Annotated in this window: 19 protein-coding genes and 2 pseudogenes; 10 read left to right on the top strand and 11 right to left on the bottom strand. The window is 67.0% G+C overall.

All coding sequences use genetic code 11. The features are described from left to right. Nucleotides 1–3: 3 nt before the first annotated feature. Nucleotides 4–891, bottom strand: a complete 888-nt coding sequence (locus tag ACDI39_RS24395) for a LysR family transcriptional regulator (protein ID WP_225790846.1) — start codon at nt 889–891, stop codon at nt 4–6. A gap of 397 nt (nt 892–1288) precedes the next feature. Here ACDI39_RS24395 and moaB point away from each other — a divergent pair, with 397 nt between their 5' ends. Continuing rightward, on the top strand, nt 1289–1828 hold the full coding sequence (moaB, locus tag ACDI39_RS24400) for a molybdenum cofactor biosynthesis protein B (protein ID WP_225790847.1): 540 nt from the start codon (nt 1289–1291) through the stop codon (nt 1826–1828). An 11-nt stretch (nt 1829–1839) separates the two neighbouring features. Here moaB and ACDI39_RS24405 read toward each other — a convergent pair whose 3' ends face one another. From ACDI39_RS24405 to ACDI39_RS24425, 5 genes and pseudogenes are all read right to left on the bottom strand, one after another. Continuing rightward, nucleotides 1840–3105 (bottom strand): NAD(P)/FAD-dependent oxidoreductase, encoded by a 1266-nt coding sequence (locus tag ACDI39_RS24405; RefSeq protein ID WP_225790848.1) that lies wholly within the window; start codon nt 3103–3105, stop codon nt 1840–1842. Nucleotides 3106–3108: 3 nt separating this feature from the next. Further along, nucleotides 3109–4680 carry an aldehyde dehydrogenase (NADP(+)) gene (locus tag ACDI39_RS24410; protein WP_225790849.1) on the bottom strand — a complete coding sequence of 524 codons (1572 nt, stop codon included), beginning with the start codon at nt 4678–4680 and terminating at the stop codon, nt 3109–3111. Between the two features lie 72 nt (nt 4681–4752). Further along, nucleotides 4753–5700, bottom strand: a complete 948-nt coding sequence (locus ACDI39_RS24415) for a dihydrodipicolinate synthase family protein (RefSeq protein ID WP_225790850.1) — start codon at nt 5698–5700, stop codon at nt 4753–4755. Nucleotides 5701–5762: 62 nt separating this feature from the next. After that, a pseudogene (locus tag ACDI39_RS24420) lies at nt 5763–6686 on the bottom strand (4-hydroxyproline epimerase); the annotation flags it as partial. Nucleotides 6687–6713: 27 nt separating this feature from the next. Further along, nucleotides 6714–8330, bottom strand: coding sequence for an APC family permease (locus ACDI39_RS24425; protein ID WP_253104177.1), 1617 nt, complete (start codon nt 8328–8330; stop codon nt 6714–6716). Between the two features lie 253 nt (nt 8331–8583). Between ACDI39_RS24425 and ACDI39_RS24430 the strand changes: the two genes are divergently transcribed. Beyond that, on the top strand, nt 8584–9360 hold the full coding sequence (locus ACDI39_RS24430; protein ID WP_253081585.1) for an AraC family transcriptional regulator: 777 nt from the start codon (nt 8584–8586) through the stop codon (nt 9358–9360). 58 nt (nt 9361–9418) lie between these two features. Here ACDI39_RS24430 and ACDI39_RS24435 read toward each other — a convergent pair whose 3' ends face one another. Beyond that, the gene (locus tag ACDI39_RS24435) at nt 9419–10318 is read right to left on the bottom strand and encodes a bestrophin family protein (protein ID WP_225790854.1); all 900 of its coding nucleotides are present in this window, start codon (nt 10316–10318) and stop codon (nt 9419–9421) included. A 20-nt stretch (nt 10319–10338) separates the two neighbouring features. Continuing rightward, a complete protein-coding gene (gene moaA / locus ACDI39_RS24440) occupies nt 10339–11343 on the bottom strand; it encodes a GTP 3',8-cyclase MoaA (protein WP_225790855.1) in 1005 nt (334 codons plus the stop codon). A 285-nt stretch (nt 11344–11628) separates the two neighbouring features. On the opposite strand from moaA, the gene ACDI39_RS24445 reads away from it, so the two are divergent. After that, on the top strand, nt 11629–13959 hold the full coding sequence (locus tag ACDI39_RS24445) for an FdhF/YdeP family oxidoreductase (protein ID WP_486537134.1): 2331 nt from the start codon (nt 11629–11631) through the stop codon (nt 13957–13959). A 64-nt stretch (nt 13960–14023) separates the two neighbouring features. On the opposite strand, the gene ACDI39_RS24450 is transcribed toward ACDI39_RS24445, so the two are convergent. Further along, nucleotides 14024–14482 (bottom strand): Lrp/AsnC family transcriptional regulator, encoded by a 459-nt coding sequence (locus ACDI39_RS24450; protein WP_225790935.1) that lies wholly within the window; start codon nt 14480–14482, stop codon nt 14024–14026. Nucleotides 14483–14644: 162 nt separating this feature from the next. Between ACDI39_RS24450 and ACDI39_RS24455 the strand changes: the two are divergent. Further along, nucleotides 14645–15825 (top strand): annotated as a pseudogene (locus ACDI39_RS24455) (trans-sulfuration enzyme family protein). A gap of 175 nt (nt 15826–16000) precedes the next feature. On the opposite strand, the gene ACDI39_RS24460 reads toward ACDI39_RS24455, so the two are convergent. Further along, nucleotides 16001–16237 carry an HP1242/YdcH family protein gene (locus ACDI39_RS24460; RefSeq protein WP_225790937.1) on the bottom strand — a complete coding sequence of 79 codons (237 nt, stop codon included), beginning with the start codon at nt 16235–16237 and terminating at the stop codon, nt 16001–16003. 119 nt (nt 16238–16356) lie between these two features. Here ACDI39_RS24460 and ACDI39_RS24465 point away from each other — a divergent pair, with 119 nt between their 5' ends. From ACDI39_RS24465 to ACDI39_RS24480, 4 genes are all read left to right on the top strand, one after another. Continuing rightward, a complete protein-coding gene (locus ACDI39_RS24465) occupies nt 16357–16722 on the top strand; it encodes a 5-carboxymethyl-2-hydroxymuconate Delta-isomerase (protein ID WP_225790938.1) in 366 nt (121 codons plus the stop codon). An 83-nt stretch (nt 16723–16805) separates the two neighbouring features. Beyond that, nucleotides 16806–17936, top strand: coding sequence for a ribonuclease D (gene rnd, locus ACDI39_RS24470; protein WP_225790939.1), 1131 nt, complete (start codon nt 16806–16808; stop codon nt 17934–17936). Further along, complete coding sequence (locus tag ACDI39_RS24475; RefSeq protein WP_015271354.1) at nt 17936–18229, top strand: YcgL domain-containing protein; 294 nt, start codon at nt 17936–17938, stop codon at nt 18227–18229. The genes rnd and ACDI39_RS24475 overlap by 1 nt, the downstream gene beginning before the upstream one ends. A 78-nt stretch (nt 18230–18307) precedes the next feature. Then, nucleotides 18308–19240, top strand: coding sequence for a D-2-hydroxyacid dehydrogenase (locus ACDI39_RS24480; protein WP_225790940.1), 933 nt, complete (start codon nt 18308–18310; stop codon nt 19238–19240). 112 nt (nt 19241–19352) lie between these two features. Here ACDI39_RS24480 and ACDI39_RS24485 read toward each other — a convergent pair whose 3' ends face one another. Continuing rightward, a complete protein-coding gene (locus ACDI39_RS24485) occupies nt 19353–19949 on the bottom strand; it encodes a nitroreductase family protein (protein ID WP_225790941.1) in 597 nt (198 codons plus the stop codon). 210 nt (nt 19950–20159) lie between these two features. Here ACDI39_RS24485 and ACDI39_RS24490 point away from each other — a divergent pair, with 210 nt between their 5' ends. Then, complete coding sequence (locus tag ACDI39_RS24490; protein WP_225790942.1) at nt 20160–20609, top strand: YcgN family cysteine cluster protein; 450 nt, start codon at nt 20160–20162, stop codon at nt 20607–20609. A 41-nt stretch (nt 20610–20650) separates the two neighbouring features. Then, nucleotides 20651–21859: a hypothetical protein gene (locus ACDI39_RS24495; RefSeq protein WP_253081786.1), complete on the top strand. Its 1209-nt coding sequence runs from the start codon at nt 20651–20653 to the stop codon at nt 21857–21859. Nucleotides 21860–22595: the final 736 nt, after the last annotated feature.

The following is a 22595-nucleotide window of genomic DNA, read 5'->3' on the forward strand; positions in this document are numbered from 1 at the left end:
ACGTCAGCCGTTGGCGAACAGCACCTTGGCCTCGGCGAAGCACTGTTCGGCGATCGCCGAGCGGGGCTCGCTGCGGCGCAGCAGCAGGCCGACCGGGCTGTGGATGCTGGCGTCGGCGATGGGGATGATGCGCATGTGCTGGGACAGCTCCTCCAGGCCGCACTCCAGCGGCATCACCGCGCAGCACACGCCGCTGTTGATGGCCTGGACCAGCTGGAAGGTGGAGTCGCTTTCCAGCACCGCCGCCGGTTCCAGGCCACGGCTGCGCAGGCTCAGGTCCAGCGCCTGGCGGTAGTGCATGCCTTTGCTCAACAGGCCCAGGGGCAGGTCGGCCACGCTGTCCCAGGACAGTTCGGTCTGCTCGAACTGGAAGTGCCGGGTGTCGTGCAGCAGGCCCATGGTGGTGGTGCCCAGCTCGATCACTTCGAAGAAGCTGGCGTTGACCTGATCCAGGTAGCAGAGCCCCAGGTCCAACTGGTTGCGGCTCAGGCCGTCGGTGATCTGCTCGGAGCTGAGCGAACTGAGCTCGAAGTGCAGTTCGGGGTACTTCTCGCGCAGTGGCAGCAGCAAGTGCATGGGGTTGAAGCTGGCCAGCGGCACGGTGCCCAGGCGCAGGCTGCCGACCACTTGGCCCCGGCAACTGGCGGCCTCGGCCTGCAGGCCGTCGTGGGCGGCCAGCAGGGTGCGGGCCCAGGCCAGGATGCGTTCGCCGGCCTCGGTGAAGCCCTCGAAGCGCTGGCCGCGCTTGACCAGTACCAGGTCCAGCTCGTCCTCCAGGTTGCGCAGGCGCATGGACAGGGTCGGCTGGGTGATGTGGCACAGCGCTGCGGCCTGGCCGAAATGGCGGGTCTTGTCGAGGGCGATGAGGAACTTGAGCTGCTTGATGTCCATGGGGTGGCCTGGTGGGCGGTGAAGTCGATGGCGTTGACCTTAACCAAGTCGGCCGTGGCTGGCCAATGTTTAGTGCCGATTGTATGGGAGGCGGGTGCCCACAGAGTGCGCGAGCCGATCACAAGTAATGTGGTTTGCAGGGGCCCCTGTGGGAGCGGGCTTGCCCGCGATCAAGGGCGCAGCCCTTGCCATATGTCGGTGATGCCAGGGCCGGCCCAATCGCCGGCACGCCGGCTCCCACAGGGCTCTGCTAAATCAAAGCGTTATGTTCTGTTCTATCGAACCGGCTTGCCGACGATAGACCCACTCGATGGCCCGGTTCGCCATATCGATTGGACGCTGGGCAGGCTTCTCTCTAGCGTGGCACGGGACAATGCCTATTCAGGAGCAAGCCCAGGTGAGTGTGAAACCGGACGCGGTGTTCGTACCGCTCAATATCGCCGTGCTGACGGTCAGCGATACCCGCACCTTCGACAACGACACGTCCGGCGAACTGCTGGCCAGCCGCTGCGTGCAGATCGGCCATCGACTGGTGGCGCGGGAGTTGCTCAAGGACGACCTGTACAAGATCCGCGCCCAGGTCGCCACCTGGATCGCCGACGACCAGGTGCAGGTGGTGCTGGTCACCGGCGGCACCGGCTTCACCGGGCGGGACAGCACGCCAGAGGCGGTGGAGTGCCTGCTGGACAAGCGCATCGACGGTTTCGGCGAGCTGTTCCGCGCCCTGTCGATCCTCGATATCGGCACCTCGACGGTACAGAGCCGGGCACTGGCGGGCCTGGCCAACGGCACCCTGGTGTGCTGCCTGCCAGGCTCGACCGGGGCCTGCCGCACGGCCTGGGAGGGGATCCTCGCCGAGCAGTTGGATGCACGGCACCGGCCCTGCAACTTCGTGGCGCACCTCAAGCCTATCGGGGCGTGCGAAACCCGGGGGTGAGGCGCGGCTCGTCAGAACCGTGCCAGGCGGTAGGCTTCCAGCCCCGCCACCGGCCCCTGCGCCAGGCGCCCGAGCCACTGCGCGGTCAGCGCGGCCTGGGTCAGGCCCAGGTGCTGGTGGCCGAAGGCGAGCAGCACCTTGCCGTCGCACACCCGGTCGATCACCGGCAATGAGTCGGGCAAGGAAGGGCGAAAGCCCATCCACGGGGTCGCGCCAGTGGCGTCGAGGTCGTGGCGCAGCAGGCCCTTGCTCAGGTTCAGCAACTGCCAGGCGCGTTGCATGCGGGGCGGACGGCGCAGGCCGGCGAACTCCACCGTGCCGGCCAGGCGCAAGCCGCCGGCCATGGGCGTCATGATGAACTTGCGCTCCAGCGAGGTGACCGCGAACGGCAGCCGTTGCCGTTCGCCGGGCAACATCAGGTGATAGCCGCGCTCGGTGTCCAGCGGCACCCGGGTGCCGGTCAGCGCCTGGGTCAGTGGGGCCGAGTGCGCGCCACAGGCGATCAGTACCTGGCGCGCCCGCACGGGGCCGTGGTCGGTGACCAGGGTGACGCCTTGCCCCTGCAGGCGGCCATCGCGTACCTGCTGCTGGTGGAACTGCACGCCTTGGGCCTTGGCGGCCTCGACCAGTTCGCAGACCACACGGTACGGGTCGAGGAAATGCCCCGTGGCGGGAAAGAACAGGCCGCCCCGGATGCCTTCGCTCAACTGTGGCGCTGCCGCCTGCACGGCCTGGGCGGACCACGGCTCGACCGGCACCGCCTGTTGCCGCAGGCGCGACTGCAGGGCCTCCAGCGCCTGGCGCGACTCCGGGCGCTCGAACACCAGCAGCGAGCCGTCCTCTTTGAGCAGTGCGGTACGGTCGATCGAGGCCAGCAACTGCCGCCACGCCGCCAGGCTGCCTTCGTTGAGCACACGCAGGCCCGCCACGCTGCGCTGGAAGGCGGCCGGGCGCAGGTTCAGCAGCAGGCGGGCGAACCACGGCAAGGCGCGGGGCAGGTGTCGCCAGTCCAGGCGCAGCGGGCCCATCGGGTCGAGCAGCATGGCGGGGAGGCGCGTGAGGATCGACAGGTCGGCGATCGGGAACACCTGTTCGGTGGCCAGGTGGCCGGCGTTGCCGAACGAAGCGCCGTGGCCGGGCGCCTGCTGGTCGATGACCTGTACCCGCCGGCCCTGGCGGGCCAGCTCGAGGGCACAGGCGACACCGACGATGCCGGCGCCGACCACCACCAGGTCGGCATCGGCGTGGGCATGATCGAGGGGGAGGGCGTTGGGCATTGCCTAGGCTTCCCTCTGGCCATCGAGCAGCCGCCGCAGGTGCAGCGGGTTGTCGTGCTTGAGGGCGGTGGGCAACAGGGCATCGGGGAAGTCCTGGTAGCAGACCGGGCGCAGGAAACGCAGGATGGCGGCGGTGCCGACCGAGGTGCTGCGGGCATCGAGGGTGGCCGGGAACGGCCCGCCATGGACCATGGCATCGCAGACTTCGACGCCGGTCGGCCAGCCGTTGACCAGCAGGCGCCCGGCCTTGCGTTCGAGGGTCGGGAGCAAGGCGCGGGCGGCCGGCAGGTCGTCATCGTCCAGGTGCAGGGTGGCGGTCAGCTGGCCTTCCAGGTGTTCGGCAACCTGCTCGAACTGTTGCGCGTCGCGGCACGCCACGATCAGCGACGAGGCGCCGAACACCTCGGCTTGCAGGGCGGTATTGGCGAGAAAGGCCGAGGCGTCGGCGACGAACAACTGGGCCTGGCCCTGGTTCGGCCCCAGGGCCGGCTGGCCACTGGCGAGCGCCTGGGCGTGCTCGCCCAGTGCTGCGACCCCTGCCTGGTAGGCGCTGAAGATGCCCGGCGTGAGCATCGTCTGTGCCGGTATGCCAGCCAGGTGTTCGGCGGCCGCGGCGACGAAACGCTCCAGCGTCGGCCCTTGGCGGGCGATCACCAGGCCCGGGTTGGTGCAGAACTGGCCGGCGCCCTGGGTCAGCGAGGCGACGAAGCCCTGCGCCAGCCCTTCTGCACGGGCCTGCAGAGCGTTGTCGAAAAGGAATACCGGGTTGATCGAGCTCATTTCCGCGTACACCGGGATCGGCTCAGGGCGTGCCTGTGCCGCGCGGTTCAAGGCCATGCCGCCGCTGCGCGAGCCCGTGAAACCGACCGCCTTGATACGCGGGTCGCTGACCAGGGCGATGCCCACCTCCCGCCCTGCGCCATGCAGCAGCGAGAACACGCCCTCGGGCAGGCCGCATTGCGCCACCGCCCGGGCGAGCGCTTGGCCTATCAGTTCGCTGGTGCCGGGATGGGCGCCATGGGCCTTGACCACCACCGGGCAACCGGCGGCCAGGGCCGAGGCGGTATCGCCGCCGGCTACCGAAAAGGCCAGGGGGAAGTTGCTGGCACCGAACACCGCCACCGGGCCCAGGGCCACCTGGCGCTGGCGCAGGTCCGGGCGGGCCAGCGGCTGGCGCTGCGGCTGCGCGCTGTCGACGCGCGCATCCAGCCATTCGCCGGCGCGCACGGTGCGGGCGAAGGTGCGCAATTGTTGGCAGGTCCGCCCACGTTCACCGAGGATGCGCGGACGCGGCAGGCCGGTTTCGGCGACGGCGCGGTCGATCAGCGCGTCGCCCAGGGCTTCGATCTGCTCGGCGATGGTTTCCAGGAACAGCGCACGTTGCGCCAACGAGGTTTCGCGGTAGGCGTCGAAGGCCGACCAGGCCAGCGCGCAGGCGCGGTCCACGTGCTCGCGCGTGCCACCGGGGTAGGCCGGTTCCAGGGGATGGTTGGTGGTCGGGTCGATGGCCCGGATCGCTTCGCGGTTGCCGGTAACGGCCTGCTGGCCGATCAGCAGGTTGCCTGTGAGAGTCATGCTGGCGTCCTGAAAGAATCCTGAAGAGGCCGCTGCGCCATGAAGCTGACGCAGGGCGAGGGGAGGCGAGTGTCAGGCGACGTTCTGCTGCGCCGACCAGTTGGCGTACCACTGGCGGAACAGCGTGTACTGGTTGTGCGCGTAGTTGCGCTGGGACTCGGTGAGCGCGTCGCTTTCGTTGAAGTGCAGGGTGTATTCCTGGTCGCCGTTGAGCACCATCAGGTACTTGTAGTACAGCACCAGGTCGCAGCCTTCATCGAACGACGACAGCACCGCCAGCGCCGACTCCAGCTCACCGGCCAGGCGGCGGGCCTTGGCGTCGCCCTTGGCTGCCTGCTTGCTCAGCGCCACCAGTTGCAGCACCTCGCGGGGCAGGGCATTGCCGATGCCGGTGATGGCGCCGGTGGCATTGCAGTTGACGAAGCCGTGGACCACCTGGGTGTCGACACCGACCATCAGGGTCACCTGGTCGTCCTTGGAGGTGATGTGCTCGGCGGCGTAGCGCAGGTCGGCACCGCCACCGAATTCCTTGAAGCCGATCAGGTTCGGGTATTCGCGGCGCAGTTCGAAGAACAGGTCGGCGCGGGTGGCGAAGCCGTAGTAGGGGCTGTTGTAGATCACCGCCGGCAGTGCCGGGGCGGCTTGCAGGATCGCCGCGAAGTGCGCCTTCTGCGCCGCCAGCGAGGCGCCACGGGAGAGCACGCGGGGGATCACCATCAGGCCGGCGGCACCGACCTTGGCGGCGTGGGCTGCGTGGGAAACCGCCTCGCGGGTATTCACCGCGCCGGTGCCGACGATGGTCGGGATGCCGGCGGCCACCAGCCGGGCCACGCCTTCCTGGCGCTCGGCCTCGCTGAGCAGCGGCCAGTCGCCCATCGAGCCGCAGTAGACCACCGCGCTCATGCCGGCCTCGATCAGTTCGCGGCCCTTGCGCACCAGGGCGTCGTAGTCCGGCTTGCGCTCGGCGGTGCAGGGGGTCATCAGGGCGGGCATGCAGCCGGTGAAGATGTTGTCGCTCATTGTCTGTGCTCCTTGGCGCAGGTGTTCAGGTGGGGTGCTTGTAAAGGGAGCGGGGCGGGTAAGATGCCCCACGCGAAAGGGTCTTGTTCGTCGATCAGCAGGGTGCTATCGGCGGTCATGTGGGCGCGGCCGGTGATGAACGGGCGAATGCGCTCGCCCTGCCATTGGAAGCGGCCTTCGAACTGGCTGCCGGTGATGCTCGCCTGCACCCAGGCCTGGCCTGCGGCGAGCTTGCCGTCGGCCGCCAGGCAGGCCAGCTTGGCGCTGGTGCCGGTACCGCAGGGAGAGCGGTCGTAGGCCTTGCCGGGGCACATGACGAAATTGCGGCTGTCGGCGTTGGCATCGTCGGCGAACAGCTCGACGTGGTCGATCGGCGCGCCGTGCTCGCCCGTGATGCCCTGGGCCTGCAGGGCCTTGAGCATCGCCCAGGTGAATGCCGTGAGGGCTTCGACATTGTCCAGCGTCAGCCGCTGGCCGTGCTCGCTGACCAGGAAGAACCAGTTGCCGCCCCAGGCGATGTCGCCCAGGAACGCCCCGTACCCGGGGACCTCGACCGCCACTTGCTGGCGGTAGCGGTAGGCCGGGACGTTGCCGACCGTCACCGCGCCGTCCTCGTGCAAGGTGGCCGTGACCTGGCCGACCGGGGTGTCGATCTTGTGCTCGCCGGGGCCGATCATGCCCAGGTGCTGCAGCGAGGCGACCAGGCCGATGGTGCCGTGGCCACACATGTTCAGGTAGCCGGCGTTGTTGAAGAAGATCACCCCGCAGGTGGCGTCCGCCGACACCGGCTCGCAATACAGCGCGCCGACCAGCACGTCGTTGCCGCGTGGCTCCAGCAGGCAGGCGCGGCGCCATTGGTCGTGCTGTTCGCGCAGTTCGTCGCGGCGCTCGGCCAGGGTGCTGCCCGTCAGCCGGGGAAAGCCTTTGATCACCAGGCGGGTAGGTTCGCCGCCGGTATGGGAGTCGATGACGTGGATGTGTTTCATGGGCATGTCCATTTCAGTGGGCGATGTTCAGGACGCCAGCGCGGCGGGGTGCTGGCCGGGCTGGGGCTGCGGGTTGGCCTCGCTTTCGTCCTCGCCATCCAGGCGTACCAGGTGGGCGGGCACGCCGGTGCGTGCGCCCCAGTAGTAGATGCCCAGGGCACAGGCGGCCACGACCAGGGTGTCGAACGGGTGGCCGATCAGCCCCAGACCGCCGAAACTGCCGAGCCACGACAGCAGGATGGTCAGCGCGTAGAAGCCGATCAGCCAGGCCGACGAGCGCACTTGCTGGGCGAGGGACAGGTGCTGGATGGGCACGAAACGGCCGCACAGCAGGTACAGCACGAACATCACGATCTGCAGGGCGAGCAGCCAGGACACGGTGTTCCAGCCGGACCAGTAGACGATCAGCGCGGCGATGATGAACGACAGTGGGCCCAGCACGGCCATGCCCTTGACCCGGAACGGACGCGCCATGCCGGGGGCGTTGCGACGCAGGGCCGCGACCGACACCGGTGCCACCGCGTAGCTCAGTACCAGCGCTGCCGAGACCACGTTGATCAGCGCTTCCCAGGAGGGGAAGGGCAGGGTCCAGAACACCGACAGGGCGAAGGTCAGCCACAACGCGGGGCGTGGAATGCCTGATTGTTCGTCGATGCGGGTGAAGACCTTGAAGAAGGTGCCGGTTTGCGCCCAGCCATAGACCACCCGCGGCGTGGCGTTCATGTAGATGTTGCCGCAGCCGCTCGGCGAGATCACCGCGTCGGCCACCACCAGGTAGGCCAGCCAGCCCACCCCCAGCGCCAGGGCGATGTCGCGATAGGGCAGCGCCAGTTCCTTGGTCACGCCGGCCCAGCCGTTGGCCAGCATCTCGGTCGGCACGCTGCCAAGGAACGCCAGTTGCAGCAGCACGTAGATCGCGGTCGACAGCAGCACCGAGAGGATCAGTGCGATGGGAATGGTGCGTTGCGGGTTCTTCACTTCGCTGGCCACCGAGATGATCGGGGTCAGGCCCAGGTAGGCGAAGATGATGCCGCCTGCGGAAACCGCCATTTCCACGCCGGACAGGCCGAACGGAGCGAAGCCCTGGGCCTCGAAGTTCTCTGGCTTGAAGAAGGTGAACAGCACGCCGATCACCAGCAGCGGCACGATGAACTTGAACACGCTGACCAGGTTGTTGGCCTTGGCGAAGGTCTTCACGCTGCGGTAGTTGAGCAGGAAGAACAGGCATAGCAGGCCGAACTGCACCAGCCAGCCGAGAACGGTCGGATCGCTGGAGCCCGGTTGGGTCAGCGAGGGGAACCAGGCGGCGGCGTACTGGCGCGAGGCGACCACTTCGATCGCCACCAGGCTGGAGAAGGCGATCAGGGTGATGAACCCCATCAGGTAGCCCAGCAGTGGCCCGTGGGAGTAGACCGGGTAGCGCACCACGCCACCAGCACGGGGCAGGGCCGCGCCCAGTTCGCAATAGACGATGCCCAGCAACAGCACGGCGAAGCCGCCGAGGAACCAGGACAGGATGCCGGCCGGGCCGGCGATGGCGGAGACGTGGCTGGCGGCGAACAGCCAGCCCGAGCCGAAGATGGCGCCGAGGCCGATGAATGTGAGGTCCAGCAACGACAGCTGTTTCTTGAACTTGCCTGACATGGGGTCGCCTTCTTGTGGGTTATTGGATAGGCAGGTCTGATGTCACGTGATGCGGGCGCTCGTGCACCGCGTTCTTGTAGGTCTGTGGCGGCTTGCGTTGGCCATAGAGTGGACCGATCCGGGCGTGGGTTCTTGATGGTTTTCTGCAGCGTGGGTGACGAAATCGGCACAGTCCGCGGCTTCGTCATGGCGCAGTGGACACGGCCGGGCCCTTGCGGCAAGGTGCCAGGCGCAAGGTTGCCGGAGAACGCGAATGAGGCAGGAGACACTGTCGATGCTTTACCAGGGCTTCGATCGACATCGCCCGCAGTCGATCGAAGCCCTGTTGGTTGGCGTGGCACCGCTGTTGCCGCTGTTGGATGTCATCCCCGACGCGGCGATCTTCATCAAGGATGACCAGGCCCGCTATGTGCTGGCCAACCGCACGCTGGTGCAGCGCTGCGGGCTGAAGGCGTTGGCGCCGCTGTTGGGCAAGACCAGTGCCGAGGTCTTTCCGGCGCAGTTGGGGCCGGGCTACACCGAGCAGGATCGCCGGGTGCTCAGGCAAGGGGCGATCCTCGAGGACCAGTTGGAACTGCACCTGTATGGCAGCCGCGAACCGGGCTGGTGCCTGACTCACAAATGGCCGCTATACGACACCGCCGGCCAGATCATCGGCCTGGTGGGGATTTCCGTGGACCTGCAGGCCGCCACCGATACGCACCCGGCCTACCAGCGCCTGGCCGCGGTGGACGAGCATATCCGCCGGCATTTCAACCAACCGATCAGCCTCGGCGAGCTGACCCGCATCGCCGGCCTCTCCGTCGCCCAGCTAGAGCGCTACTGCAAGCGGGTGTTCCACCTGACGCCACGGCAGATGATCCACAAGGCCCGGCTGGAGCACGCGCACCGCCTGCTGCACACCGAACTGCCGATCACCGAGGTCGCCCTGCAGTGCGGCTATACCGACCACAGCGCCTTCAGCCGGCAGTTCAAGCAACTGACCGGCTTCACGCCCCGGCAGTATCGAGCGGCGACGGAGCAACGATGATCGTAAGCGGTGCAGGGTGTGGGAGCGGCCTTGTGTCGCGAAGCGGCCCTCTGGGGAATCAACTGAGCACATGATCCACCGGCTCCAGCGCCGGTGGCAGTGGCTCATGCCCCAGTGCCGCCAGCACGTCGCGCTCGAGGGTGCGCACCAGGGCATCGGTCGGCAAATCGTTCTGGTCGCGGCCGAACGGGTCTTCCAGTTCGTTGCCGATGGCGTCCAGGCCAAAGAAGGTATAGCTGATGATGGTGGTGAACAGCGGCGCCAGCCAGCCCAGTGGCCCGGCCAGGGCGAACGGCAGCAGCAGGCAGAAGATATAGATGGTGCGATGCAGCAGCAGGGTGTAGGGGAAGGGCAGCGGCGTGCCTTTGATCCGCTCGCAGGTGGCCTGGACGTCCGACAGCCCGACCAGTCGCTGCTCCAGCAGGGTATAGCGCCACTCGCTGATCTGCTGGCGCTCGGCCAGGCGCGCGCAGTGCTCGCCGACCTGGCGCAGGATACCGTCGCACAGGTTGTGCGGGCTGATGGCGTCGATATCGCTCAGCCAGGGCCGGGCGGCATGCAGCTCGTCTTCGCTGCGCAGGCGTGCGTTGAGGGCGTGGGCGAAGCCGCACAGGCTGCGCAGCAGCTCGGTACGCAGGCGTTCGTCGGCGATCGCCAGGCTTTCGCGGGCGAACGAGCGGACCTCGATGATCAGCCGGCCCCAGGCCTTGCGTCCCTCCCACCAACGGTCGTAGCAGGCGTTGTTGCGAAAGCTCATGAAGATCGACAACGACAGCCCGAGCAGGGTGAACGGCGTCGCGCTGACCGGATAGGCAAAGGCCGGGAAGTGCCGCTCGGCCAGCACGATCAAGGCGGCCAGCAGGGTGACCATCAGGCAGCGCAGGGCGATGCGCTTGACGATCGATCCCTTGAGGGTGAACAGCAGGCGCAGCACATCGGGGCGGGGGTGGACGATCATGAGGTTCCAGAGGCGGCCGCTCAGCCGCCGGTCATGTTCATGAAGCGCAGGATCTGCACCTCGCCGCCGACCTCGAAGTGGTGGCGGTAGGGCTTGAGCTGCATGGCCTCGCGGATGGCCTTTTCCAGGCGCGCGCTGTCGCCGGGGTGGGCGCGCAGGACCTGCTTGAGGTCCATCGAGTGCTCGTTGCCCAGGCACAGCAGCAGGCGTCCCTCGACGGTCAGGCGCACGCGGTTGCAGGTGGCGCAGAAGTTGTGGCTGTGCGGCGAGATGAAGCCGACCCGGGTATTCACCGCTTCGGCCAGGCGCCAGTAGCGCGCCGGGCCCTGGGACGACTCGGCCGACTCGACCAGGGTGAAGTGCTCGGCCAGGCGCTCGCGGACTTCATCGCTGGAGCAGTAGGATTCGCCGCGTTCGTGCTCGCTGATCACGCCCAGGGGCATTTCCTCGATGAAGGAGATGTCCAGTTCACGGTCGATGGCGAAGCGCACCAGGTCGACGATCTCGTGGTCGTTGCGGCCCTTGAGCACCACGCAGTTGAGCTTGGTACGGCGAAAGCCCGCGTGGCGCGCGGCGTCGATGCCGGCGATCACTTGGTCGAGGTCGCCGGTGCGGGTCAGGCTGCGGAAGCGTTCGGCGTTCAGGCTGTCGAGGCTGATGTTCAGGCGCGAGACGCCGGCATCGAACAGCGGCCCGGCCAGGCGGACCAGTTGCGAGCCGTTGCTGGTCAGGCACAGTTCGCGCAGGCCTGGCAGGGCGGCGATGCGCTCGCACAGCCCGACGATGCCCTGGCGCACCAGCGGCTCGCCGCCGGTCAGGCGGATCTTGCGGGTGCCCAGGGCGACGAAGCGCTCGGCCACCTGGTACAGCTCCTCGAGGCTGAGGATCTGTTGGCGCGGCAGGAACTGCATGTCTTCGGCCATGCAGTAGACGCAGCGGAAGTCGCAGCGGTCGGTGACCGACATCCGCAGGTAGTCGATTCTCCGGTTGAAGCCGTCGATCAGTGCCTGGGGGTTCTGTTCCACGTTCACGCTCGAATGAGGGGGTGAATTGAGCGGCGAGCTCGCCGCGGACAAGGTTCAAGCTATAACCTGCGGGCACCCCCGTCAAATCGCTTTCCCCTCTTATGCGATCAGCCCCGTCTATCACCCGTGCATGCCGCGCCCCCCGTGGTCTGCGCGCCATCATCGATACGGTTTATCGTGCCGTAGGGGATATCGATTGGACGCGCTCATACCAGGCTTCTTAGGCTGGCGAAAATACCGGGCGAGCGATCCGGTGACTTCTATGCCCGCGTGAGGATCCACCGCATGAGCCAAGACGAACACATCAGGGACTACAAGGGCCCGGCTGCCGGCTGGGGCGCGCTCAAGAGCGTGACCAAGGCCTGGCTGGGCAGCGAGAATGCCTTCAAGAACCTGCGGGCCATGCTCAAGACCAACCAGAACGGTGGCTTCGACTGCCCCGGCTGCGCCTGGGGCGAGTCGCCGGAAAGCGACATGGTCAAGTTCTGCGAGAACGGCGCCAAGGCGGTGAACTGGGAAGCCACCGGGCGCTCGGTGGACCCGGCGTTCTTCGCCAAGTACAGCGTCAGTGCTTTGGCCGCGCAGACCGACTACTGGCTCGAGTACCAGGGCCGGTTGACCCACCCGATGCGTTACGACGCGGCCACCGACCACTATGTGCAAACCAGTTGGGACGAGGCCTTCGCCCTTATCGCCCAGCACCTGAACGCCCTGGAGTCGCCCGACCAGGCCGAGTTCTACACCTCGGGCCGGGCCAGCAACGAGGCGGCGTTCCTCTACCAGCTGTTCGTCCGTGCCTACGGCACCAATAACTTCCCCGACTGCTCGAACATGTGCCACGAGGCCAGTGGCGTGGGCATGAACAGCACCCTCGGGGTCGGCAAGGGCACCGTGGTGTTCCATGACCTGGAACTGGCTGACGCGATCTTCGTCATCGGCCAGAACCCCGGCACCAATCATCCACGCATGCTCGAACCGCTGCGCGAGGCGGTCAAGCGAGGTGCCCAGGTGGTGTGCTTCAACCCACTCAAGGAGCGCGGCCTGGAGCGCTTCCAGCACCCGCAGCACCCGTTCGAGATGCTCAGCAACGGCGCCGAGCCGACCAACACCGCCTACTTCCGTCCGGCCCTGGGCGGCGACATGGCGGTGATGCGCGGTATCGCCAAGTACCTCCTGCAGTGGGAGCGCGAGGCCCAGGCCAAGGGCGAGCCAGCGGTGTTCGACCATGCCTTCATCGCCGAGCACACCAGCGGTATCGACGCCTACCTGGCGGCGGTGGACGCCACGCCCTGGGCGCACATCGTCGAGCAATCCGGCCTGAGCCAGGCCGAGATCGAGTTGGCCGCGCGCATGTACCGCAAGGCCGAGCGGGTGATCATGTGCTGGGCGATGGGCGTGACCCAGCACCGTCACTCGGTGCCCACCGTGCAGGAGATCGTCAACCTGCAACTGCTGCGCGGCAACGTCGGCAAGCCCGGTGCCGGCCTGTCGCCGGTGCGAGGCCACAGCAACGTGCAGGGCGACCGCACCATGGGCATCGACGAAAAGCCCCCGGTGCGTCTGCTCGATGCCCTCGAAAAGCGTTTTCACTTCAAGGTGCCCCGCGAACATGGGCACAACGCCGTGCTGGCGATCAAGGCCATGGAAGAGAAGCGCGCCAAGGTGTTCATCGGCCTGGGTGGCAACTTCGCCCAGGCGACGCCGGACACCCCGCGCACCCATGCGGCGATGCGCAACTGCGACCTGACCGTGCACATCGCCACCAAGCTCAACCGCTCGCACCTGGTGACCGGGCGTGACGCGCTGATCCTGCCGTGCCTCGGCCGGACGGAAATCGACCTGCAGGCCGAGGGGCCGCAAGGCGTCACCGTGGAAGACACCTTCAGCATGGTGCACATCTCCCATGGCCAGTTGAAACCGCGCTCGCCGCATCTGCGCTCGGAGCCGGCGATCATCGCCGGCATGGCCAAGGCCACCCTGGGCAACCATCCGATCGACTGGGACTATGTCGTCGGCGACTATGCGCGTATCCGTGACTTGATCGCCGATGTCATTCCAGGCTTTGCCGATTTCAACGCGCGCTTACAGCATCCGGGCGGTTTCCACCTGGGCAACAGCGCGGCCGAACGTACCTGGCGCACCGCCAGCGGCAAGGCCCGCTTCACCGCCAGCCAGTTGCCCGAGCAACTGGTCAACGCCCAGGTGCTGGCCCGTGGCGACAAGCCGGACCTGATCCTGCAGACCCTGCGTTCCCACGACCAGTACAACACCACCCTGTATGGCCTGGACGACCGCTACCGGGGCGTGTTCGGCCTGCGCGAGGTGGTGTTCGTCAACGAGGCGGACATCCGCCGCCTGGGCTTCGAGCCTGGCGAGCACGTGGACATGGTGTCGCTGTGGGAGGACGGGCGCGAGCGGCGGGTGTCGGGTTTCCGCCTGGTGCCCTACGACCTGCCCGAGGGCCAGGCCGCGGCGTACTACCCGGAGACCAACCCGCTGGTGCCGTTGGAGAGCTATGGCGAGGGGACCTACACGCCGACCTCCAAGTTCGTGGCGATCAAGCTGGAGAAGGCGCAGGCGGGGAACCGGATCGAGGCGGCGATCGCCGTGGAGTGAGAGCGTGGGCTGGCGGATCAGCCAAGTGGTGCTTTGAAGCCTGGGCTGCCAAGCGGCCCTCGTGTCACCGATGCACCGGATACGCCGTGGTGTACTTCATCTGCTCCATGGCAAAGCTGGACGTGATGTTCGACAGCCCGTCGGTGCTGGTGATCAGCTTCTTGTAGAAGCGGTCGTAGGCGGCGATGTCGCCCACCACTACCCGCAGCATGTAGTCCCAGTCCCCGGACATGCGGTAGACCTCCATCACCTCCTCGAAACCGGTCACCGTCGTGGCGAACTGCTCGAGCCAGGCACTGTCGTGGCGCTGGGTCTTGAGCTGGACGAACACCGTCAGGCCCAGGCCCAGGCGCTCGGGGTCGAGCAGGGCGACGCGGCGGCGAATATAGCCCTCGTCTTCCAGGCGCTTGACCCGCTTCCAGCAAGGGGTTGTGGACAGGTTGACGGCTTCGGCCAGGTCCTTGAGGGACATCGAGGCATCGCGCTGGAGCAGGGTGAGGATGTGCTGGTCGAAACTGTCCATGTCGGTGAAGGGCTCGATGGAGAAAAAGGTTCTCCAGATTAGCCCAGTTGCAGAAACAAGAGAACGCTTGTGTGTCGCCAGTGACATGTTCGTTCCCCATGCAACGAGGATGAGGGCGGATATGCGATAGTGGCGCCTTTCAACCTGCCTCGTTCCCAGTCAATGGACCCGATCATGTCCGACAAGCCACGCAATTTCGCCACCCGTACCCTCCATGCCGGCGAGCAGTTCGGCGTCGCCGACAATGCCATCTTCCCGGCCATCGTCACCGCCAGCTCGTTCATCAAGCGCAGCCTGGACGACAACCCCGAGTACGCCTACAGCCGCGTCGGCAACCCGACCCGGCATGCCTACGAGACCTGCGTCGCGGCCCTGGAGGAGGGTGTCGGCGCGGTGGCCACCGCTTCGGGCGTGGGCGCCACGGCCACCGTGCTGGAGCTGCTGCCCAAGGATGCCCACGTGGTGGTGATGAACGGCGTCTACGGCGGTACTTTCCGCCTGCTGGAAGACTACCGCAGCCACACCTCGGGCCTGACCACCACCTACGTCGACCTCAACGACCTGCAGGCCGTGGCCGCGGCGATCCGCCCCGAGACCCGGCTGATCTGGATCGAGTCGCCGACCAACCCGTTGCTGCACCTGGTGGACATCCAGGCCATCTGCGCCCTGGCCCGCGAGCACGGCATCCTCACCTGCATCGACAACACCTTCTGCTCGCCCTGGAACCAGCGGCCGATCACCCTCGGCGTGGACCTGGTGATGCACTCGGCGAGCAAGTACATCGGTGGCCATTCCGACCTCATCGGTGGCGTGGTGGTGGCGGGCAACGACGCGCTGCTGGCGCGGCTGCGCAGATCAGCATGGCCGTTGGCGCGATCCAGGGGCCGTTCGACTGCTACCTGGCCCTGCGCGGCCTCAAGACCCTCGACGTGCGCATGGAGCGCCAGTGCGCCAACGCCCTGCGCGTGGCGCGCTTTCTCGAAGGGCATGCGCAGGTCGAGCAGGTCTACTACCCGGAGCTGGAGAGCCATCCGCAGCACGCGCTGTGCAAGCGCCAGATGCGCAGCGGCGGGGCGGTGGTGGCGATGAAGGTCAAGGGCGGTCGGGCGGCGGTCGAGCGGCTGGTCGAGGCGCTGTCGATCTTCGTCCTGGCCGACTCGCTGGGGGGCGTGGAGAGCATGATCAACCACTCCTGGAGCATGTCGCACAACTCCCTGAGCCCGGAGCAGAAGGAGGCGATGGGGATCGGCGAGAACCTGCTGCGGTTGTCGGTGGGGATCGAGGATCATCGTGACTTGATCGATGACCTGGACACTGCGCTGAAGGCTTCGGCGGCGGTATAGGTGCCTGGGGCCGCTTCGCGCCCCATCGCCGGCAAGCCGGCTCCCACAGGTACGAGTCGTACCCTGGATGATGCGGTTTGCAGGGACTGTGTGGGAGCCGGCTTGCCGGCGATGGGCTGCAACGCAGCCCCAATGCCACTTGACTGGCCGGCCCGCGAAGGGGCGGTGGGAAGGGTCAGGATTTGGGCGGATGGATGATCCGTTCGATCTTGTCCTTGATCAACAACCGCTCCTTGCGCAAGCGGTTGACCGCATCGTCGGAAGTACCGTTGCCTTCGGCGGCCACCACTTCCTTGTCCTTGGCGTTGTACTCCTTGTGCAGTTGATGCAGCGTCTGGTCCTTGTCGATGAGCGCCTGGAAATCTTCAGCGCAAATGTGCAGGTCAGCGAGCAGATCATGCGGGACTGGCATTTCTTCACCTCGGGTCAGGGGTTGGCGAAAAGTCCTGAACCTTGAGGATAGTCGTCTTTGCGCAGGTCAGGGACTGGGGTAGGCTGTCGCACTCCCTCCCGTGACCCGGAACCCGCGCCATGCCTCATCTGAACCTGGAATACAGCGACAACCTGGGCGACCTGAACGTCGACCTGCTGCTCATGCGCCTGAACCATGCCCTGGTCGGCAGCGGCCAGTTCGCCGACGAGCTGGACATCAAGAGCCGCGCCCAGGCTTTCGCCCAGTACCGGGTAGGCACCGCACCGGGCGAGCGGGCCTTCGCCCACGTACGCCTGGCGATCCTCAGCGGGCGTTCACCGCAGGTGAAGAAGCAGCTGTCCGGCAGCCTGCTGGAGGTGCTGCGCGAGGCGATCCCGACCAGGGCCGGGCTGGATATCCAGCTGTGCGTGGAAGTGCTGGACATCGACCGCGAACCCTACGCCAAGCTGCACCTGCCCGGCTGAGCGACTGCGCCGATCGCCCGCCAGGTTTCACCCCCAGGCCCCGCGCCGTATATACTGCGCGCCAATGTTTGTGGGAGAGCCTCGTGGCCATCGAAATACACTGGATCCGTGACGACCAGACCCTGGCCGAACACTGCCGGGCCTGGCGCGAACTGCCTTTCGTAGCGCTCGACACCGAATTCATGCGGGTCGACACCTTCTATCCCAAGGCCGGCCTGATCCAGGTCGGCGACGGTCAGCGGGCCTTCCTGATCGACCCCTTGCTGATCGGCGACTGGCAACCGCTGGCCGGGCTGCTCGAGGACAATGGCGTGGTCAAGGTCCTGCATGCCTGCAGCGAGGACCTGGAAGTGCTCCTGCGCCTGACCGGCAAGCTGCCGCAACCGTTGTTCGACACCCAGCTGGCCGCCGGCTACCTGAACATCGGTTTTTCCATGGGCTATTCGCGGCTGGTGCAGGAGGTCCTGGGGATCGACCTGCCCAAGGGCGAGACCCGCTCGGACTGGTTGCAGCGGCCGTTGTCCGAGACCCAGGTCAGCTATGCCGCCGAGGACGCCGTGCACCTGGCCGAGCTGTTCACCGCCCTGCGCCCGCGGCTGTCGGACGACAAGTACGCCTGGGTGCTGGAGGACGGCGCCGAGCTGGTCGCCCAATTGCGCCGGGAGGTCGAGCCCGAGGCCCTGTACCGCGACGTCAAGCTGGCCTGGAAGCTGTCGCGCCAGCAGCTGGCGGTGCTGCGCGAACTGTGCGCCTGGCGTGAGCGCCAGGCCCGTGGCCGCGACCTGCCGCGCAACCGCATCCTGCGCGAACACGCGCTCTGGCCCATGGCCAGGCACCAGCCGGACAGCCTGTCGGCCCTGGCGAAGATCGACGACATGCACCCGCGCACCATCCGCCAGGACGGCGAGTTCCTCCTCGAGCTGATCAAGCGCGCCGCCAGCCTGCCCGAGGCGCAGTGGCCGCCCGCGTTGCCCGAGCCGCTGCCGATCGAGGCCGCCGCTATCCTCAAGCGCCTGCGTGGGGTTGGCCAGGCCGAAGGCGAGCGCCTGGGCATCGCCCCGGAGCTGATGCTGCGCAAGAAGACCCTGGAGGCCTTGCTCAAGAGTGGCTTCCCCAACGGCCCCTATCAACTGCCCGATTCGCTGCGCGGCTGGCGTCGCGAGCGCATGGGCCAGGCCCTGCTGGACAGCCTGGCAGGTGCCGGAGAATCCTGATGAAACGTATCTGTTCGATCTACAAGAGCCCACGCAAGAACGAGATGTACCTCTACGTGCTCAAGGCCGATGGCCTGGAGCGTGTGCCGGAGGGCCTGCTGCCGTTCTTCGGCACCCCGGTGCACGCCTTCGACCTGGTGCTCACCCCCGAGCGCAAGCTGGCCCGCGAGGACATCGCCAAGGTCTTGGAGAACCTCGACAACCAGGGCTACCACCTGCAGATGCCGCCGCCCGAGGACGACTACATCGAGCACCTGCCCGAAGAACTGCTGCGCCGCAACGACCCGGCCTGATTCCGGGCCGTTCGCCTCACCCTGCCAAGCGGTCCGTCTGCCGGGCCGCCTTCGTTGTTGTCTGCCAAGGTTTTCGACATGCGCGTTCTGATCGCTGAACAGGATCATGCCCACTATGCCCGCCTGCTGGGCGAGGCGGCACCAGACCTGGAGGTACTGACCAGCGGCGACGCCGCCGAACTGGCACGCCAGGCAGCCGAATGCACGGTATGGCTGGGCCAGCCTGACCTGCTGGCCAGCCTCCTGCGCCAGGGCCACAGGCCACGCTGGGTGCAATCGACCTGGGCGGGGGTTACCCCGCTGCTGGCCGAGGGGTTGCCCCGCGACTACCGTCTGACCCGTGCCGTGGGCATCTTCGGCCAGGTCATGGCCGAGTACATGCTGACCTACATGCTCGGCCACGAGCGCGACGTACTGGCGCGGCTGGCCAGCCAGGCCGAGCGGCGCTGGGACGACCGCCCCGGGCGCAGCCTGGAAGGGCGGCGGGTGCTGGTCGTGGGTACCGGCGACATCGGCCAGCGGGTCGCGGAACTGCTCGCGCCGTTCGGGGTGTCCCTGCATGGCATCGCCAGCAGTACCCGCCAGCAGGCGCCGTTCGTCGAGGTAGCTGGCCTGGACGCGTTGCCGCGGTTGGTGGAGCAGGCCGACTACGTGCTCAACCTGCTGCCGGACACCCCGCAGACCCATGATTTGTACGATGCGGCGCTGTTCCGGCGCTTCAAGCCCAGCGCGTTGTTCATCAATGCCGGGCGCGGCGTGGCGGTGGTCGATGACGACTTGGTCGAAGCCTTGAAGCAGGGCCACTTGGCCGGCGCGGTAATCGACGTCTGCCGCCAGGAGCCCTTGCCCCGGAGCCACCCGTTCTGGACCGCCTGGGGCCTGCTGCTGACCGGCCACAGTTCGGCCCCCACCTCGCCGACGGCGATGGTGCGGTTGTTCGTCGAGAACGTGCGGGCGTACCAGGCGGGCCGGGCATTGCGAGGAGAGGTGGATTTCGGGCGGGGGTATTGAGCGGCAAGCTTCAAGCTGCAAGAGAGATCGTGCCGAGCTTTCGATCTTGGATCATGCCCCGGTCCAGAGGCGACATCGATCTTCTTGCAGCTTGAGGCTTGCAGTTTGCCGCTTAGAGAAGGTTGAAATCGCCTTCGGCGGCCAGTTCGCTCAGGGGGCGGCGAGGGCTGGGGACTTCGCGGGCTTGCAGGCCTTCGGCGAGGGTTGCCTTGTCGCCCAGCTTGCCGATCGCCACCATCGCATGCAGGGCGTAGCCCTCGGGGATCTTCAGTGCCTGACGCGCCAGCGCCTGGTCGAAGCCGGCCATGCCGTGGGTGTGCCAGCCGCTGATGCTGGCCTGCAGGGCCAGGTGGCCCCAGGCCGAGCCGGTGTCGAAGGTGTGCCACAGCGCCGGGGTTTGCTCGCTGGCGCCCGGGGCGGTGAAGGTCGTCTTGGACATGATCAGCACCAGCGCCGAGGCGTGCTGGGCCCAGCTGCGGTTGAATTCGTTGAGGATGCCCAGGTAGCGCTCCCAGTTCGGCGTGTCGCGGCGGGCATAGAGGAAGCGCCAGGGTTGCGAGTTGTAGGCCGAAGGTGCCCAGCGCGCGGCTTCCAGGAAGCCCAGCAGGGTTTCCTGGCTGATCGGCTCGGCGGTGAATGCCCGTGGCGACCAGCGGTTGATGAACTGCTCGTTGATGGCGTAGTCGGCAATGCGCGGGTTGGCGCTCATGGGTCGCTCCTGCAAGGGAAGGGAAAGCGCGCACGCTACTGCGTCCGCTCGCCGCTGACAAGCGGTCTGGCATTGACCGGGGACAGGCTCTAGACTGGCGCCGCCGTGGCAGATGCCAGCAGCAAGCATCGAGCTGCACGCCACCAGAGAAGTCGTTACGCGCCCGCGCTTGCTTGACGCTCGTCGCTGGCCTTATGCAGGAAACCTGTGATGATCGCTGACAACGCGCCCTTCTGGCGGCGCAAGACCCTCGAGCAACTCGATCCCCGGGAATGGGAGTCGCTCTGCGACGGCTGCGGCCTGTGCTGCCTGCAGAAGCTCGAGGACGAGGACGACAACAGCGTCTACTACACGCGCATTGCCTGCAAGCTGCTGGACCTCGACACCTGCCAGTGCAGCGACTACCCCAACCGTTTCGCCCAGGTGCCGGACTGCATCCAGCTCACCCCCGGCAAGGCCGACCAGTTCAAGTGGCTGCCGACCACCTGCGGTTATCGCCTGGTCAGCGAAGGCAAGGACCTGCCGACCTGGCATCATCTGGTTTGCGGTGATCGCAAACAAGTGCATGAGCAGCGTATTTCCCAGTCGGGGCGTATGCTCAGCGAGAACGACGTGGACGAAGACGACTGGGAAGACCACCTGATCTTTCGCGCCGGTTGAGCTGCCTGGGCCTGTCGCGTCTGGGAAAAAGGAGTTTCTGTATGCGTCGCCACCTCTTGTTGGTCCTGGGCCTGACGGCCTGCTTCCCCGCCTGGGCGCGCAAGGTCGACCTGGATTACCAGGTGCGCCTGCTGCCCCAGAGCGGCCAGGCCGAGGTGCGCCTGGTCCTGGCCGATGGCAGCGCGGTGCGCAGCCTGGATTTCGACCTGGGCAAGGGCGGCGTCTACAGCGGCTTCCTGGCCGATGGCCAATGGCAGGTGCAGGCGCAACGGGGGATCTGGCACCCGGCCCCGGGCAAGGCCAGCCTCAGTTACCGCGTGCAACTGGACCAGAAGCCCCAGGGCGTTACCTATGAAAGCCGCATCACCCCGCGCTGGGCGCTGTTTCGCGGCGACCAGTTGGTGCCAGCGGCGCGCCTCGACCAGCAGGATGGCACCGAGCTGGTGGCGCGCCTGGCGTTCGAGCTGCCCGAGGGCTGGAAGAGCGTCGAGACTGCCTGGCCGCGTATCGGCAAGCACAAGTTTCGCGTCGACAATGTCTCGCGCCTGTTCGACCGCCCCACTGGCTGGATGCTGGCCGGCAACCTCGGCAGCCGCCGTGCCCGCCTGGGCGAGACGGAGGTGACCGTGGCCGCGCCGCAAGGGCAGGGCATGCGGCGCATGGACACCCTGACCCTGCTGACGTTCGTCTGGCCCCAGTTGCAAGCGGTGTTTCCGCGCAACCCGCCCAAGCTGCTGCTGGTTGGTGCGCGTGACGAGATGTGGCGCGGGGTCCTGGGTGGGCACAACTCCCTGTACGTGCACAGCAGCCGTCCGTTGATCGGCGAGAGCGGCACCAGCCCCTTGCTGCGCGAGCTGGTGCAGTTGTTCGCCCAGGTCAATGACCGGGATGGCAGCGACTGGCTGGGCGAAAGCCTGGCCGACTACTACGCCACCGAGCTGTTGCGTCGTGCCGGCGGCATGGGCGACGACCGCTACCAGGCCCTGCAGGCGCGCCTGCACCAGCAGGGCGCCAAGGTCACCCGCCTGCGTGGCGACAAGGCCGACGCCGCCCAGGTGGCCCGCGGCGTGCTGTTGCTCCAGGCGCTGGACCGCGAGATCCGCCTGCATACCCATGACAAGCGCTCGCTGGATGACGTCACCCAGGCGCTGATGCGGTTGTCCAGCGTCAGCAACGAGGAGTTCGTGCAGATCAGCGAGAGCGTGCTCGGGCGGCGCTCCGAGGTGTTGCAGAGCAAGCTGTTGCGCTAGCGCGCGAAAAGGCTGGCCCCAACATCACCGGTGCATGGCAAGGGCTACGCCCTTGTTCGCGGGCAAGCCCGCTCCCACAGGCCCCTGCAAACCACATTACTTGTGATCGACTCGACCACTCTGTGGGAGCCGGCTTGCCGGCGATTGGGCCAGCCCTGACACCACCGACATATGGCAAGGGCTACGCCCTTGATCGCGGGCAAGCCCGCTCCCACGGGCCCCTGCAAAGCACATTACTTGTGATCGACTCGACCAGCCTGTGGGAGCCGGCTTGCCGGCGATTGGGCCAGCCCTGACACCACCGACATATGGCAAGGGCTACGCCCTTGATCGCGGGCAAGCCCGCTCCCACAGGCCCCTGCAAACCACATTACTTGTGATCGACTCGACCGCCCTGTGGGAGCCGGCTTGCCGGCGACTGGGCCAGCCCTGACACCACCGACATATGGCAAGGGCTACGCCCTTGTTCGCGGGCAAGCCCGCTCCCACAGGCCCCTGCAAACCACATTACTTGTGATCGACTCGACCACTCTGCGGGAGCCGGCTTGCCGGCGATTGGGCCAGCCCTGACACCACCGACATATGGCAAGGGCTACGCCCTTGATCGCGGGCAAGCCCGCTCCCACAGGGGCCCCGTTGCTCTTTCGGTCTCTGTTCTCTGCGCGACAGCGTAGCCCGAAGGGCTGGGTGATCTCCCAGAATCACGCCGTGCTTGAAGTCAGCGCTGGGGCGGGCT

The organism is Pseudomonas sp. Tun-23181 (genome assembly GCF_057415455.1).